Here is a 17,285-nt window from a genome sequence, read left to right on the forward strand (position 1 = left end):
GGCGCTGAACCAGAATCAACTTTGGCGGGTTTCAGCAGGCCCATGTCGGGGTCTTCGACCACCGACCTACGAAGTCATGGCTCCCGTAGGTCGGCACTCGCAGAGTCCGACGTTTGTGAGCATGGGCGCAGAACCTGATTCAACTTGGGCGGGCTTCAGCAGCCCCATGTCGGGGTCTCCGACCGCCGACCTACAAAGTCATGGCTCCCGTAGGTCGGCACTCGAAGAGTCTGACGTTTGTGAGCATAGGCGCTGAACCTGATTCAACGTTGGCGGGCTTCAGCAGCCCAATGTCGGGGTCTTCGACCACCGACCTACGAAGTCGGCTCCCGTAGGTCGGCACTTGCAGAGTCCGACGTTTGTGAGCATGGGCGCAGAACCTGATTCAACTTGGGCGGGCTTCAGCAGGTCCATGTCGGGGTCTTCGACCACCGACCTACGAAGTCATGGCTCCCGTAGGTCGGTACTCGCAGAGTCTGACGTCTGCGCGCTTGTGCACTGATCCTGATTAAACTTTGGCGGGCTTCAGCAGGCCCCTGTCGGGGTCTTCGACCACCGACCTACGAAGTCATGGCTCGCGTAGGTCGGCACTCGCAGAGTCCGACGTTTGTGAGCTTGGGCGCTGGATCTGACCTGCTCTTAGTTGTGCATGGCTTTCACTTAAGACGCCAAACCCACAAACACGTTTTGCACGTCGTCATTGTTGTCAATGGCACCCAGAAAGGCCTCCACTTCCTCGAGCTGCTCGGCGCTCAGGTTGGCCGGGTTGACCGGGTTTTTGGGTTTGTAGCCCAGCTTGGCCGACACAACGGTGAAGCCGTGCGCAGGCAGGGCACGGCTGACCAGGTCCAGGTCAGTGGCTTCCGTGATGAACACGGTCACGCCGTCCTCGTCGGCCGGCTCAAAGTCTTGTGCACCCGCTTCGATGGCGGCCAATTCGGGATCGGCTCCCGGTTGAGTCGGCTCGGCTTCGATCAGGCCCACATGGTCAAAGTCCCAGGACACCGAACCCGACGTGCCCTGCTGGCCCTTGCGAAACAGCACGCGCATTTCCGAGGCTGTGCGGTTCACGTTGTCGGTCAACACTTCAATCATCACGGGCACTTGGTGCGGGGCAAAGCCTTCGTAAATCACGCGCTCAAAACTGACGGCATCGCCCAACAGGCCCGCGCCTTTTTTGATGGCGCGCTCCAGGGTCTCTTTGGGCATGGACACCTTGCGCGCCTGCTCGACCACTAGGCGCAAGCGCGAGTTGGCGGCAGGGTCGGCACCGTTGCGGGCCGCGATCATGATGTCTTTGGCCAAACGGCCAAACAATTTGCCTCTGGCATCGGCAGCTTGCGCTTTACCCTTTGCTTTCCACTGTGCGCCCATGGGAGTGTTCCTGGTTGGTCGGCCGAGGCGTTTTGCCGCGTCAGCCGAGTTCATTGATGTGGGCGCGCGCTCAATAAAGGCGAGCGGCATGCCCAAAGACCCCCAAGTTTAAACGCCGCAGTAGGCCTCGATTCCCCCTGTAGCAGCGGCACCCCCCGCCGCGATGAACCCACGCAGACCACGAGCCAACGTCCCGATGCCGGTGCTGCGACCCGTTCACGCAGGCTTTCCATCAAAAAGTCAAACGCCTGCCTGTCGCTTCAGAGTTCTACGGGTCGGATTCTCAAAAGATGCATTGAGTACCCCAATTAGCTATTTCTAAATGTTAATTTTGACAATAACCTTGATAAATAATCGACAAAATTGACATTCAAGGTTCATTCATTGCTCGCAAACTTATTGATTAAAACCAGACGGCGCCGGGGTGTTCGGTAGCGCATCCATGACACCGACCCCTATCCAGCACCAGTCGCTCCTTGCTGAAAACCTCTCGGTTCAGCGAGGGTTTTGTCACGTCTGGACCGGCGGCGTTGATGGACTTTACCTGTCGGTCGCAGAAAGCGCCGATTCACACCCCACGCCAACGCATCCCAAACCCCCGCATGAGCCAAGCCTGGCTGGCCGCGTTTGAACCGCATGACTGAGACAGAGATATTTTTATGAACGGCTTGACCTCTCCATCGATTGCCATCACTTCTGACAAAGCGCGTCTGTCCGTCAGCGAAACGGCCCTGTTGACCTTCATGCTGAGCGAGCCGAGCAGCCAATTCGGGGCCGAAGATGTCACCGTGATAGGCGGCAGCATGAGCCAGTTTGTGCAAAGTGCCACCGATCTCCGGGTGTACACCGCGATCTTCACGCCCGCTCCTCAAGCGCTGAGCGCGGCGGTGTTCGTGGCCAGCCAAAGCTTCAGCAATGCAGCGGGCATGCTCAACCAAGATGGCGGTGAAAGCGACAACGTGGTGTCCATGGCGATTACGCCGCAACTTGACACCGCGCCACCAAGCATCGCGATCAGCACGCCCAAAACCACGCTGACGCCGGGCGAAGCCGTCACGGTCACGTTCACCCTCAGTGAAAACAGCATCGATTTCACGGCAGCGGACATCACCGCCCTCGGTGGAAGCCTGAGCAATCTGACCGGCAGCGGCAAGGTCTACACCGCCACATTCACACCCACCGCCGGTGCGCGCAGCGCCATGCTGTTTGTGGACAGCAACCGTTTCACCAACGCCTCTGGCCAGGTGAACGTCGACGGGGCAGACGGCAACAATGTGGCGACTTTCAGCATCAACGCTGCGCCTGTGACGCCGCCGCCTTCACCTGCTGTACCGGTTGCGCCCGTGGTCAACCTGGACGCCAGCAGCGACAGCGGCGTGCTGGGGGACAAACTGACCAGCGACAGCACCCCCGCCCTGAGTGGCACCGGCACGACGGGCGATCTGATCACCGTCAAAAACGCCGCAGGCACCGTCATCGGCACCACCACCGTGGCGGCCAACGGCAGCTGGCGCATCACACCCACCGCTGCACTGCCCGAGGGCCTGAACACCCTGAGCGTCACGGCCAGCAATACCACGGGCCAAACCAGCGCGTCGGTCAGCCTGCCCCTCACCATTGACAGCGCCAACCCCACGGTGACCATCAGCACGCCCAAAACCGTGCTGGCAGCGGGCGAGGCTGTCACCGTCAGCTTCACCCTGTTAGACAACAGCAGCGATTTCACACTGGCCGATGTCACTGCCCTGGGCGGCAGCATGAGCAATCTAGTCGGCAGCGGCAAGGCCTACACCGCCACCTTCACGCCCACCGCCGGTGCGCGCAGCGCCATGTTGTTTGTGGACAGCGACCGCTTCAGCGACGCAGCAGGAAACTTCAACAAGGACGGGGCCGACGGCAACAACGTGGCCTCGTTCAGCATCAACGCCGCGCCCGTGACGCCGACGCCGCCACCACCCCCACCGCCAACACCTGCTGCACCTCTGGCACCCGTGGTCAGCCTGGACGCCAGCAGCGACAGCGGCGTGCTGGGGGACAAACTGACCAGCGACAGCACCCCCACCCTGAGTGGCACCGGCACGGCGGGCGATCTGATCACCGTCAAAAACGCCGCAGGCACCGTCATCGGCACCACCACCGTGGCGGCCAACGGCAGCTGGCGCATCACACCCACCGCTGCACTGCCCGAGGGCCTGAACACCCTGAGCGTCACGGCCAGCAATACCACGGGCCAAACCAGCGCGTCGGTCAGCCTGCCCCTCACCATTGACAGCGCCAACCCCACGGTGACCATCAGCACGCCCAAAACCGTGCTGGCAGCGGGCGAGGCTGTCACCGTCAGCTTCACCCTGTCAGACAACAGCAGCGATTTCACACTGGCCGATGTCACTGCCCTGGGCGGCAGCATGAGCAATCTGACCGGCAGCGGCAAGGCCTACACCGCCACCTTCACGCCCACCGCCGGTGCGCGCAGCGCCATGTTGTTTGTGGACAGCGACCGCTTCAGCGACGCAGCGGGCAATTTCAACAAAGACGGGGCCGACACCAACAACGTGGCGTCGTTCAGCATCCAGCCCGTGGCGATGGCACCATCCGCGCCCCTGGCCGCACTGCTGGCCAGCAGCGACAGCGGCATTCTGGGCGACAAACTCACCGACGACAGCACGCCCACGATCAGCGGCACCGGCGCGGCGGGCGATGTGATCAGCGTCAAAAATGCCGCAGGCACCGTCATCGGCACGGCCACCGTGGCCGCTAACGGTGCCTGGAGCATCACGCCCGCAAGCGCCCTGCCAACCGGGCTGAACGCTTTGAGCGTCACAGCGACCAACACCGCCGGATTGACCAGCCCCGCCACGCCACTGGCCCTCACCATCGACAACACCGCTTCAGCGGCACCCCTCGCCAACCTCGATGCTGCAAGTGACAGCGGCGTGCTCGGTGACAAGATCACCAACGACACCACACCGACCATCATCGGCACCGGCACTGCCGGTGAAGTCATCACGCTCAAAAATGCTGCAGGTGCCGTGATCGGCACCGCCACCGTGGCGGCCAACGGCACTTGGAGCATCACGCCTGCTACGGCGCTGCCTTCTGGTGTCAACACTTTGAGCGTCAACTCGACGGACGCGGCGGGCAACACCAGCGCCGCCACGCCGCTCGTCATCAGCATCGACAGCACGGCCTCTTCTACACCTGCCGCGAACCTTGATGCATCGAGCGACAGCGGTGTGCTCGGTGACAAGCTGACCAACGACACCACGCCCACGATCAGTGGCACAGGCACTGCTGGCGAAGTCATCACCCTCAAAGACGCCTCTGGCGCCGTGATCGGCACAGCCACCGTCGCGGCCAACGGCACTTGGAACATCACACCTGCAACGGCGCTGCCTTTTGGTGTCAACACTTTGAGCGTCACCTCGACGGACGCGGCGGGCAACACCAGTGCTGCCACGCCCTTGGTCGTCACGATTGACAACGTAGCATCTGCAGCTCCTGTCGCCAACCTTGATGGGTCGAGCGACAGCGGCGTGCTCGGTGACAAGTTGACGAATGACAACACACCGGCCATCAGCGGCACAGGTACAGCCGGTGAAGTCATCACGCTCAAAAATGCTGCAGGTGCCGTGATCGGCACCGCCACCGTGGGCGCAAACGGAACATGGAGCATCACACCTGCAACGGCGCTGCTTTCTGGCGCCAACACTTTGAGCGTCACCTCAACCGACGCGGCGGGCAACACCAGCGCCGCCACGCCGCTCGTCATCAGCATCGACAGCACGGCCTCTTCTACACCTGCCGCGAACCTTGATGCATCGAGCGACAGCGGTGTGCTCGGTGACAAGCTGACCAACGACACCACGCCCACGCTCAGTGGCACAGGCACTGCTGGCGAAGTCATCACCCTCAAAGACGCCTCTGGCGCCGTGATCGGCACAGCCACCGTCGCGGCCAACGGCACTTGGAACATCACACCTGCAACGGCGCTGCCTTTTGGTGTCAACACTTTGAGCGTCACCTCGACGGACGCGGCGGGCAACACCAGTGCTGCCACGCCCTTGGTCGTCACGATTGACAACGTAGCATCTGCAGCTCCTGTCGCCAACCTCGATGGGTCGAGCGACAGCGGCGTGCTCGGTGACAAGTTGACCAGCGACACCACGCCGACGATCAGCGGTACTGGCTCTGCCGGTGAAGTCATCACCCTTAAGGACGCGGCCAACGCTGTGATTGGCACCGCCACCGTGGCCACCAACGGCACCTGGAGCATCGCGCCTGTTACGGCGCTGCCTGCAGGCGTCAACACTTTGAGCGTCACCTCTACGGACGCAGCGGGCAATATCAGCGCCCCCACGCCGCTCGTCATCACCATCGACACCACCGCTTCGGCGGCACCCGTCGCGAACCTCGATGCAGCAAGTGACAGCGGCGTGCTCGGCGACAAGTTGACCAACGACACCACGCCGACCATCAGCGGTACGGGTACAGCGGGCGAAGTCATCACCCTCAAGGACGCGGCCAACGCCGTGATCGGCACCGCCACCGTGGCCACCAACGGCACCTGGAGCATCACGCCCACCACAGCGCTGCCTTCTGGCGCTAACACCCTCAGCGTCACCACGACTGACGCGGCGGGCAATATCAGCGCCCCCACGCCGCTCGTCATCAACATCGACAGCACCGCTTCTGCAGCTCCTGTCGCCAATCTCGATGCGTCGAGCGACAGCGGTGTGCTGGGTGACAAGCTGACCAACAACACCACACCGACCATCAGCGGCACCGGCACAGCCGGTGAAGTCATCACCCTCAAGGACGCCGCAAATTCCTTGATCGGCACAGCCACCGTTGCTGCCAACGGCACCTGGAGCGTGACGCCCACCAACACAACGTTGCATGCTGGCGTCAACACCCTCAGCGTCACCACGACTGACTCAGCAGGCAACACCAGCCCTGCGACACCCTTGGTCGTCACGATTGACAACACCGCTTCTGCGGCCCCTGTCGCCAACCTCGATGCAGCAAGCGACAGTGGCGTGCTCGGCGACAAGCTGACCAACGACACCACACCCACGATAAGCGGCACGGGCACCGCCGGTGAGCTGATCACCGTTAAGGACAACACTGGCGCGGTGATAGGCACCGCCACCGTTGCTGCCAACGGCACATGGAGCATCACGCCGACAACATCGCTGCCAACAGGCGCCAACTCTTTGAGCGTCACCACAACCGACGCAGCGGGCAATACAAGCCCAGCCACGCCACTCGTCATCACCGTCGATACCTCTTCACCTGCCGCGCCAACAGCGCCCCAGGCCAATCTGGATGTCAGCAGCGACAGCGGTTTGATCGGAGACAAACTCACCAACGACACCACGCCGACCATCAGCGGCACGGGCACCGTGGGCGAAACCATCACGATCAAAGACGCAGCTGGCGTTGTGATTGGTACCGCTACCGTCGCTGCAAGCGGAACATGGAACATCACGCCAACCACGGCGCTGCCCTCTGGCACGAACAGCCTGAGCGTGACCGCGACCAATGCCAGCGGTCAGACCAGCTCGGCGACGCCGCTGGTCATCACGATTGACAACACTGCCTCGGCGCCCCCTTTCGCCAATCTCGATACTTCGAGCGACAGCGGTGTGCTCGGTGACAAGTTGACCAACGACACCACACCGACGATCAGCGGCACGGGCAACGCTGGCGAAGTCATCACCATCAAAGACGCATCTGGCGTCGTCATCGGCACAGCGACCGTAGCGGCCAATGGCATTTGGAGCGTGACGCCTACAACAGCGTTGCCCACAGGCGCCAACACTTTGAGCGTCACCTCAACGGACGCAGCGGGCAACACCAGCCCGGCCGTGCCGCTCGTCATCTCAATTGACAACACCGCCTCTGCGGCCCCCGTCGGGAACCTTGATGCATCGAGCGACAGCGGTGCGTTAGGCGACAAGATCACCAACGACACCACGCCCACGATCAGCGGCACAGGCATCGCCGGTGAAGTCATCACCGTCAAAGACGCCTCTGGCGCCGTGATCGGCACAGACACCGTGGCTGCCAACGGCACCTGGAGCGTGACGCCCACAACAGCGTTGCCTACAGGCGCCAACACGTTAAGCGTCACCTCGACGGACGCGGCGGGAAACACCAGCCCGGCCGCGCCGCTCGTCATCAGCATCGACACCACCGCTTCGGCGGCACCCGTCGCGAACCTTGATGCTTCGAGCGACAGCGGTGTGCTCGGTGACAAGTTAACCAACGACACCACGCCAACCCTCAGCGGCACGGGCACTGCTGGCGAAGTCATCACCCTCAAGGACGCCTCTGGCGCCGTGATCGGCACCGCCACCGTGGCGGCCAACGGCACTTGGAGCGTGACGCCCACAACAGCGTTGCCTACAGGCGTCAACACCTTCAGCGTCACCTCGACGGACGCGGCGGGAAACACCAGCCCGGCCGCGCCGCTCGTCATCAGCATCGACACCACCACTTCGGCGGCACCCGTCGCGAACCTTGATGTGTCGAGCGACAGCGGCGTGCTGGGTGACCAGCTGACCAACGACACCACACCGACGATCAGCGGCACGGGCTCTGCGGGTGAAGTCATCACCGTCAAGGACGCCGCCAATGCCGTGATCGGCACAGCCACCGTGGCCGCCGACGGCAGCTGGAGCATGACAGCCACCACAGCGCTGCCCACAGGCGGCAACACGTTCAGCGTCACCTCAACAGACGCAGCGGGCAACACCAGTGCCGCCACGCCTTTGACCATCACCATCGACACCTCTACCCCCGCAGCACCCACAGCGCCCCCGGCCAATCTGGATGTCAGCAGCGACAGCGGCACGCTGGGTGACAAGCTGACGAACGACACGACGCCAACGATCAGTGGCACTGGAACGCCTGGCGAGGTGATAACGATCAAAGATGCCGCCAACGCGGTGATCGGCACTGCCACCGTGGCTGCCAACGGCACCTGGAGCATCACGCCCACCACGCCGCTGCCCTCCGGCCCCAACACCCTGAGCGTGACCGCAACCAACGCCAGCAATCAAACCAGCCCGGCAACCCCCCTGGTCGTCACGATTGACATCACCGCTTCTGCCGCCCCGACCGCCACGCTGGACCCCAGCAGCGACAGCGGCACGCAGGGTGACAGCACCACCGACGACACCACCCCCACCCTCAGCGGCACAGGCACGGCTGGCGAAGTGATCACCGTCAAAGACGCCTCCAACGCCGTGATCGGCACAGCCACCGTGGCCGCCGACGGCAGCTGGAACGTGACGCCCACCACAGCACTGCCCACAGGCGCTAACACCTTCAGCGTCACCTCAACAGATGCAGCAGGCAACACCAGCGCTGCCACGCCATTGACCGTCACCATCGACGCCTCCACTCCAGCCGCCCCCACCGCCCCCCCGGCCAATCTGGATGTCAGCAGCGACAGCGGCACACAGGGCGACAAACTCACCAACGACACCACACCGACCCTCAGCGGCACAGGCACCGCGGGAGAAACCATCACGATCAAAGACGCCGCCAACACCGTCCTCGGCACCACCACCGTGGCCGCCAACGGCACCTGGAGCATCACGCCCACCACGCCGCTGCCCTCCGGCCCCAACACCCTGAGCGTGACCGCAACCAACGCCAGCAATCAAACCAGCCCGGCAACCCCCCTGGTCGTCACGATTGACATCACCGCTTCTGCCGCCCCGACCGCCACGCTGGACCCCAGCAGCGACAGCGGTACGCAAGGTGACAGCACCACCGACGACACGACACCGACGATCAGCGGCACAGGCACGGCTGGCGAAGTCATCACAATCAAAGACGCCTCCAACGCCGTGATCGGCACAGCCACCGTAGCCACAGACGGCAGCTGGAACGTGACGCCCACGACAGCGCTGCCCACAGGCGCTAACACCTTCAGCGTCACCTCAACAGATGCAGCAGGCAACACCAGCGTAGCCAGGCCATTGACCGTCACCATCGACACCTCCACCCCCGCCACGCCATCAGCGCCTCCGGCAAATCTGGATGTCAGCAGCGACAGCGGCACGCAGGGTGACAAGCTGACGAACGACACGACGCCCACGATCAGCGGCACTGGAACGGCTGGCGAAGTCATCACGATCAAAGACGCCGCCAGCGCGGTGATCGGCACCGCCACGGTCGCCTCAGACGGCAGCTGGAGCATCACGCCCACCACAGCGCTGCCCTCTGGTGCCAACCCCCTGAGCGTGACCGCAACCAACGCCAGCAATCAAACCAGCCCGGCAACGCCCTTGGTCATCACCATCGACAACACCGCTTCGGCTGCCCCCACTGGCACGCTGGACCCCAGCAGCGACAGCGGTACGCAAGGTGACAGCACTACCGACGACACGACACCGACGATCAGCGGCACAGGCACGGCTGGTGAAGTCATCACCGTCAAAGACACCTCCAACGCCGTGATCGGCACCGCCACCGTGGCTGGAGACGGGAGCTGGAGCGTGACCCCCACGACAGCGCTGCCCACGGGTGCACAAACCTTCAGCGTCACCTCGACAGACGCGGCAAGTAACACCAGCGCCGCCACGCCTTTGACGGTGACGATCACCAGCCCCGTGCTGGGCAATGCCAGCATCAGCGGCACGGCCACAGGGGCGGCCACCGAAGACGCCGGCGTGAACTCGGTCGGCGGCAGCTTGACCGTGACCGACCCGGACGCGGGTGACAACGTGTTGCAAACACCTGCCTCCTTGGCGGGGGTGTATGGCACGTTCACGCTCAACACCGCTACAGGTGCCTGGACATATACGCTGGACAACAGCCGGGCCGCCACGCAGGCCCTGGCAGCTCAGGCCACGGTGACCGACAAACTCACGGTGACCAGCAAAGATGGCACGGCCAGCCAGGACATCAGCGTGCTCATCACGGGCACCGATGATGCGCCGGTGCTGAGCATCCCCTCGCCAGGCCCTGCGGGCACGGCCAAATCACCGGCCAACAACACGATTTTGGTGGCCAGCAACAGCAATGTGTCCGGCCTGTGGACCCCGATCGTCGACATGTATGGCACCTTGAATGGCCTGGGTGATTACAAGGCGCCCTACTACGCCTATGGCGGCACCACGCCCATGGTGGTGCGCGATGACAACAACATCGCCGGTACAACCAACACGCGACTGGACCAGGGCGACATCCTGGCGGCCGACTTTCAGGGCTACAACGGGGTCGTGTATGGCGTGGCCGTGGGTCTGCGCAAGTTGCAAGCCGATGGCCTGGGTGCAGCCACCTTGCGTGTGGACATCCAAAAGCCCGATGGCACCATCATCTCGGGCGTGACCACCGCCTCATCCACCCGGCAAGGTGGCTCAGGCGGCTGGGACAACGGGGGCTATTACCTGGGCAGCACGATTGGCAATTTCACGGCCGATCAAACCGGCACTTACAAGATGCTGATCGTGGGCACTTCGACGGCACCGGTGCGGCTGAATTTCCCGGAAGCCAAGGTGATCAACGCGGCAGGCGAAGTCATCGTCAACCCCGTGCATCTGAACTACACCGAAGGCCAGGGCATGGCCGCCATCAACACCGCCGTCACCGTGGCCGACGTGGACGACACCAGCGCCGTCAGCGCCAAAGTGGCCATCACGGCTGGCTTTGCAGCGGCCGAAGATGTGCTGGGTTTTGTCAACGATGGGCAAACCATGGGCAACATCACCGCCAGCCTGAGCCCCGGCGTGGTGCGCCTGAGTTCGGCGGGCGGCACCGCGACGCTGGCGCAATGGCAAGCGGCCTTGCGTGCGGTGCAGTACAGCAACACCTCTGACAAACCCAGCACCGCCACCCGTACCGTGCAGTACACACTGAACGACGGCACGCTGGATTCGGCCGTAGCCACTTCGCTGATTGGGGTGACGCCCGTCAAGGACGCGCCTGTGCTTACCGACACTACGCTGAGCCTGGCCATGGTCGCGGCCGATGCCCCTGCGCCCACGGGCGCGGTGGGCACACTGGTGAGCAGTTTGATGGGCGGCGTGAGCCTGCCCGATGGCACCAGCACCCTCAAAGGCATGGCCATCACCGGGGTGGACACCAGCCAAGGTACTTTGTACTTCAGCACCAACGGCGGCACCACCTGGACGGCCGTGAGCAGCGTCAGCGATACCAACGCCTTGCTGCTGAAATCAGATGCTGACAACCGTTTGTATTTCCAGCCCGCAGCAGGGGTCTCCAACAGCATCGCCAGCGCCGTCACCTTCCGCGCCTGGGACCAGCGTGTGGGGGCAGAGGGCTCGTATGTGGATGTTTCGGTCAATGGGGGCACGAGTTCATATTCTTCAGCCACCGATGTGCTGCTGCAAAAATTGCCCGTGGGGGTCAACCTCAGCGATGTGGCCCAGGGCAGCGGCGGTTTTGTCATCCACGGCGAGAGCGCCAGCGACCGCAGCGGTTTTGCCCTGAGCAACGCGGGCGATGTCAACGGCGACGGATATGACGACATCCTGGTGGGGGCGTTTGGTTTCGATATCAACGGTGTCACCAGTGTGGGGCGTACCTACATGGTGTATGGCAAGACCGGCAGCTCGCAGATTGACCTGAGCGCCGTGGCAGCGGGCGTGGGTGGCTTTGCCATCGATGGCTTTGCGGTCAACGATGCCGTAGGCAGCTCGGTCAGCGCCGCAGGCGATGTGAACCACGACGGCCTGGCCGATCTGGTGATGATCTCCAACAACGGCAACGCCACACCCACAGGCAACAACCAAGGCAGGGCGCATGTGGTCTTTGGCAGCACCAGCGGTGCCACGATGCATGCGAACGCCTTGACCGCCAGCACCGGTTTTTCGATCAATGGCGTGACCGATTTCCCGTCGGTGGGCTTGCATGCGGTCAGCGCCGCAGGCGATGTGAACGGTGACGGTCTGCAAGACTTTGTGGTGGGCACCTTCACCGCCGATGTGGGGAGCATGAGCGACGCAGGCAAGGCCTATGTGGTGTTTGGCCGCACGAACAACAGCACCGATGTGGAATTGAGCGCAGTGGCTGCAGGCTCTGGCGGCTTTATGGTGCAGGGCCAAAGTGCCACGGACTTGCTGGGCTCATCCGTCAGCAATGCCGGCGACTTCAATGGCGACGGGCTGTCCGATCTGATCGTGGGCTCGCCCATGGCCAATGGCAAAGGCGCTTCGTATGTGGTGCTGGGCAAGACGGGCGGCCAGGCGCTGTCGGTCAGCGCCCTGGGCTCGCAGGGCTTTGTGATCTTTGGCGAATGCGCAGGCGACCAGGCCGCTCGCGTGAGCAGTGCGGGCGATGTCAACGGTGACGGCCTGGCCGATCTGATCGTGGGTGCCAGAGCCTCCGATTTGAGCAATGGCAGCAATGCGGGCCGCAGCTATGTGGTGTTTGGCCGCACCGGCGCGACCACCAACGTGCAGCTCAGCGCCATCGCGGCGGGCTCAGGCGGCTTTGTGATCAATGGCCACTGCGCAGGCGATCTGGCCGGATCGGTCGGCTATGCAGGCGATGTCAACGGCGATGGCCTGGCCGACCTGCTGGTGGGCGCCAGCGCCGCCGACCCGGCAGCGGGCACCGATGCAGGCCGTGCCTATGTGGTCTATGGCAAAACGAGCACGAGCGCCGTTCAGCTCAGCAGCCTGGCGCTGGGCGATGGCGGCTTTTTCATCAACGGACAGTCGGCCGGTGACAAGGCAGGCACCGTCAGCCTGGGGGGCGACATCAACGGTGACGGCTTTGCCGATGTGCTGGTGTCAGCAGACAGTGCCGCCACGACAGGCGGCACCCTCGCGGGCAAATCGTATGTGGTCTGGGGTGGCAGCCGCTTCATGGATACGCTGGATTTGAGGGGCCAGCTGGCCGCTGACACCCTGACGGGCAGCGCCGCATCAGACACCTTTGTGGCCGGTGATGGCGCCGATGTGCTGATCGGCAACGGCGGCGCCGACGTGATGTATGGCGGAAAGGGCAACGACACTTTCGTGTTGAACGCGAGCAACGTGCAAGCCTTGCACAACCCCATGGGCCAGGGCGGCAATGACCAGCAACTGGCCCGCGTCGATGGCGGCACGGGTTATGACACGCTGCAGCTCAGTGGCGGTGCCGCCCTGAACCTGGGTGCAGTCAGTCATGCCGACGCCGCATCGCCCGATGTGGCCAGCCGCATCGAAGGCGCAGAACGCTTCGATCTGGCCAGCGACGCCGCCAGCAACACCCTGGGCCTGAGTGCCAGCGATGTGGCCGAGTTGGCCAGCTTCAACAGCATCCGCACCGGCAGCGCCAGTGCGGACGGTAAGACCTGGGTGAACGTGAGCGGCACGGCCCTGGGCAGCGTCACGCCCTACCACCAACTGGTGGTGACAGGTGATGCCAAAGACGCACTCAACCTGCAAACCGGGCAGGGCAGCTGGGCAAATGTGGGCATGGTCTATGACGGCCTGCATGACCATCTGGTCTATCAAAACGAGGCACTGCGGGCGCAGGTCATCGTGCGCCTGGGGGTGGCGGTGTATGGCGCCGACACCGTGGCCAACCCGGCCAATGCGGCACCGGTCTTGGCCGACCGAATCCTCAACCTGGACACGCTGGGTGATGTGCCCCTCGACCCTGCGGGCGAGGTGGGCAATTTGGTCAGTCAATTCATGGGCGCAGTGAGTGATGCCAATGGTGCGGCAACCTTGCAAGGCATGGCCATCACCGGTGTGGACACCAGCCGGGGCAGCCTGTACTACAGCACCAACGGCGGCCTCAGCTGGGCGCAGGTCAGCGCGGTGAGCGACCATATGGCTTTGCTGCTGGGCGCAGGCAGCAACAACCGGATTTATTTCAAGCCCAACGCGGGCGTGACGGACAACATCAACTCGGCGGTGAGCTTCCGCGCCTGGGACCAGACCCTGGGCACCGAGGGGGTGTATGTGGATGTGCTGGCCGGTGCGGGCTTGACCGCCACAAGTGCCTTTTCCAGCACCACCGAGCAGATTGCGCAGAACTTCGTGCCCAAGGTCAACCTCGCCGCTGTGGCCCAGGGCTTCGGCGGTTTTGTCATCCATGGCCAGTGCGCAGGCGACGTCAGTGGCTTCAGCGTGGCCAATGCGGGCGATGTCAACGGCGACGGCTATGACGACCTGTTGGTGGGCGCACCGTATGCCGACACCTCAGTGAGCAACAGTGGCCGCGCTTTCGTGGTGTTTGGCAAATCCGGCACCAGCGCCATTAACTTGAGCGGCCTGGCCGCTGCCTCTGAGGGCTTTGTGCTGGAAGGCTTTGGCACCACCTTCAGCACAGCTTCTGTCGCTGGCGCAGGGGATGTCAACGGTGACGGCCTGGCCGACTTGATCGCCGGTGCACACAACGAAGAAGGCACCCACGGGCGCACGTACATCGTGTACGGCAAAACCTCCAGCGATACCGTACTGGCCTCGGCCGTGAATGCGGGCAGCGGCGGATACACCATCATCGGTTTCACCAGTTCAGGCCAACTGTTCAGCGCAGGCGCACTCAGTGCCGCAGGCGATGTCAACGGAGACGGTTTGGCCGACTTCCTGATCGGGGCGGCCAGAGGCCTTTCGGTCCCCTCTGGCAAGACCTATGTGGTGTTTGGCACTGCAGACATGGCCAAAGTGCAACTGACGGCTGTTCAGGCCGGATCGGGTGGCTTTGCCATCAACGGACAAAGCAGCGGTGATTTGACCGGCTACAGCGTGAGCAATGCAGGCGATGTGAACGGCGACGGCCTGGCCGATGTGATCCTGGGCATTTACAACAGCGATCCCGCCGCCGGGACGGACGCGGGCCGCAGCTTTGTGGTGTTTGGCAAGACCGGCACCAGCGCGGTGAACCTGACGGCTGTGCAGGCGGGCTCGGGTGGTTTTGTCATTCAAGGCCAGTGTGCCAACGACCTGAGTGGCTTTTCCGTGAGCCAGGCGGGCGACGTCAACGGTGACGGCCTGGGCGATGTGATGGTGTTTGCCCCGCAAGCCGACCCGGCCGCCAGGGCCAATGCGGGCAGAACCTATGTGGTGTACGGCAAGACTGACGGCCAGGTCATCCAGCTCAGCACCATTACGGCAGGCGTGGGCGGCTATGTGATCAACGGCCAGTCGGCCGGTGACGGGGTCTATCTGACCACTGAAACCCAAGTGCCCCAGCGCACACGCGTGAGCTATGCCGGGGACATCAATGGCGACGGCCTGGCCGACCTGATCATGGGCTCGCAGCTGGCCGACCCCGCCACAGGTGCTGACGCGGGCCGCAGCTATTTGGTGTACGGCCAGACCACCAACACGCCGATTGAGCTGAGCGACGTGGCCGACGGCATCGGCGGCTTTGTCATCAACGGCCAGTCTGCCGGTGACCATGCAGGCATTGTCAGCATGGCTGGCGACATCAATGGCGACGGCTTTGACGATTTGCTGGTGGGCGCACGCACGGCCGACACGGCCGCAGGCGCAGATGCGGGCAAAACCTATGTGATTTTCGGCGGCAGCCAATGGGGCAGCCAGGTGGACTTGCTGGGCGACGCCACGGCCAACACCCTGACAGGCAACGCCTTTTCCGAAACCTTCGTCGCAGGCGATGGCCACGACAGCCTGATCGGCAACGGCGGCGCCGACGTGATGTTTGGCGGCAAGGGCGACGACAGCTTCGTGCTCAATGCCAGCAACGTGAGTGCTTTGCAAAGCCCCTTGGGCGCAAGTGGCAACGTGGGGCAACTCGCACGCGTGATCGGCGGCACGGGCTTCGACACGCTGGCGCTGAGCGCGGGCGCTTCGCTGAACCTGCAAAGCGTGAGCAACGCAGACGGCGCATCGCCCGATGGCCTGAGCCGCATCGAAAGCATTGAACGTATCGACCTGGCCAGCGACAGCGCCGCCAACACCCTGGGCCTGAGCGCCCAGGACGTGGTGGACATGGTCGGCTTCAACAACATCCACACCGGCACCCCCAGCGCCGACGGCAAGACCTGGACGAATGTCAGTGGCAACGCTTTGGCTGACAGCACCAGATACCACCAGCTGGTGGTGGATGGCCATGCCACCGATGTGCTGAACTTGCAGCTGGGCACCGGCTTGTGGGTGAATGCAGGCACCGTCAACGATGGCGCCCGTGACTACACGGTCTACCAAAACGAGGGCATGCGCAGCCAGGTGATCGTGCGCACTGGGCTCACCGTCAACAACCTGGACAGCGTGGCACCCGTGGTGCTGGACATGAACCGCGACGGCATCTTGAGCTATAGCCAAGTGCAAATGGATGTTGATGGCGACGACTTGCAAGACCAAACTGCCTGGGCCGCACCGCAAGACGGCGTGCTGGTGTGGGACAAGTTGGCTGACGCCATGGTGCATGACCACAGCCAGTTTGCCTTTGCGCAATACGCGGGTTTGCTGGGCACGCCTGGCGTCACCGACCTGCAAGGCCTGGCCGCCGCCTTTGACAGCAACGGCGATGGGGTGCTGAGCCAGCAAGACAGCCGCTTTACACAGATGGCCGTCTGGCAGGACGCCAACCACAACGGCCAAAGCGACAGCGGCGAAGTGCGCCACCTGCTCGATCTGGGCATCGTATCGCTGCAGCTGCACAGCGACGGCGTGCTGCGCAGCCCGGCTGCGGGCGTGCAGGAAGCCGGTCGCACCCACGCCACCTGGCTGGACGGCAGCCAGCTGCTGGTGGCTGACGCGGCCTTTGCCTTCTCCAGTGGTGGCAGCAGTGACAGTGACAGCGCTTTGCAGTGGCGCGATGTCTTGGCCAGCGCCAACAGCCCTCAAGACATGCGTTCAGGCGCTTTGCAGGGCGCGTCGCTCCTTGACGCCCACCAGCAACTGCTGATCGACCAGGCTCAACTCATGGCGCATTGACCCCAGGAGCGGCACCCCCCGCCGCAATGAACCCAC

The 17,285-nt window shown here is 63.5% G+C and carries 2 protein-coding genes; one reads left to right on the plus strand and one right to left on the minus strand.

Features of this window, described 5'->3' with window-relative positions:
* Positions 1 to 660 precede the first annotated feature (660 nt).
* Positions 661 to 1,374, minus strand: a complete 714-nt coding sequence (locus H663_RS33430) for a YebC/PmpR family DNA-binding transcriptional regulator (RefSeq protein WP_053173319.1) — start codon at positions 1,372 to 1,374, stop codon at positions 661 to 663.
* Positions 1,375 to 2,033: 659 nt separating this feature from the next.
* Here H663_RS33430 and H663_RS33435 point away from each other — a divergent pair.
* A complete protein-coding gene (locus H663_RS33435) occupies positions 2,034 to 17,249 on the plus strand; it encodes an Ig-like domain-containing protein (protein WP_116695885.1) in 15,216 nt (5,071 codons plus the stop codon).
* Positions 17,250 to 17,285: the final 36 nt, after the last annotated feature.

The sequence above is a fragment of the Limnohabitans planktonicus II-D5 genome (assembly GCF_001270065.2).
Lineage (GTDB): Bacteria > Pseudomonadota > Gammaproteobacteria > Burkholderiales > Burkholderiaceae_C > Limnohabitans_A > Limnohabitans_A planktonicus.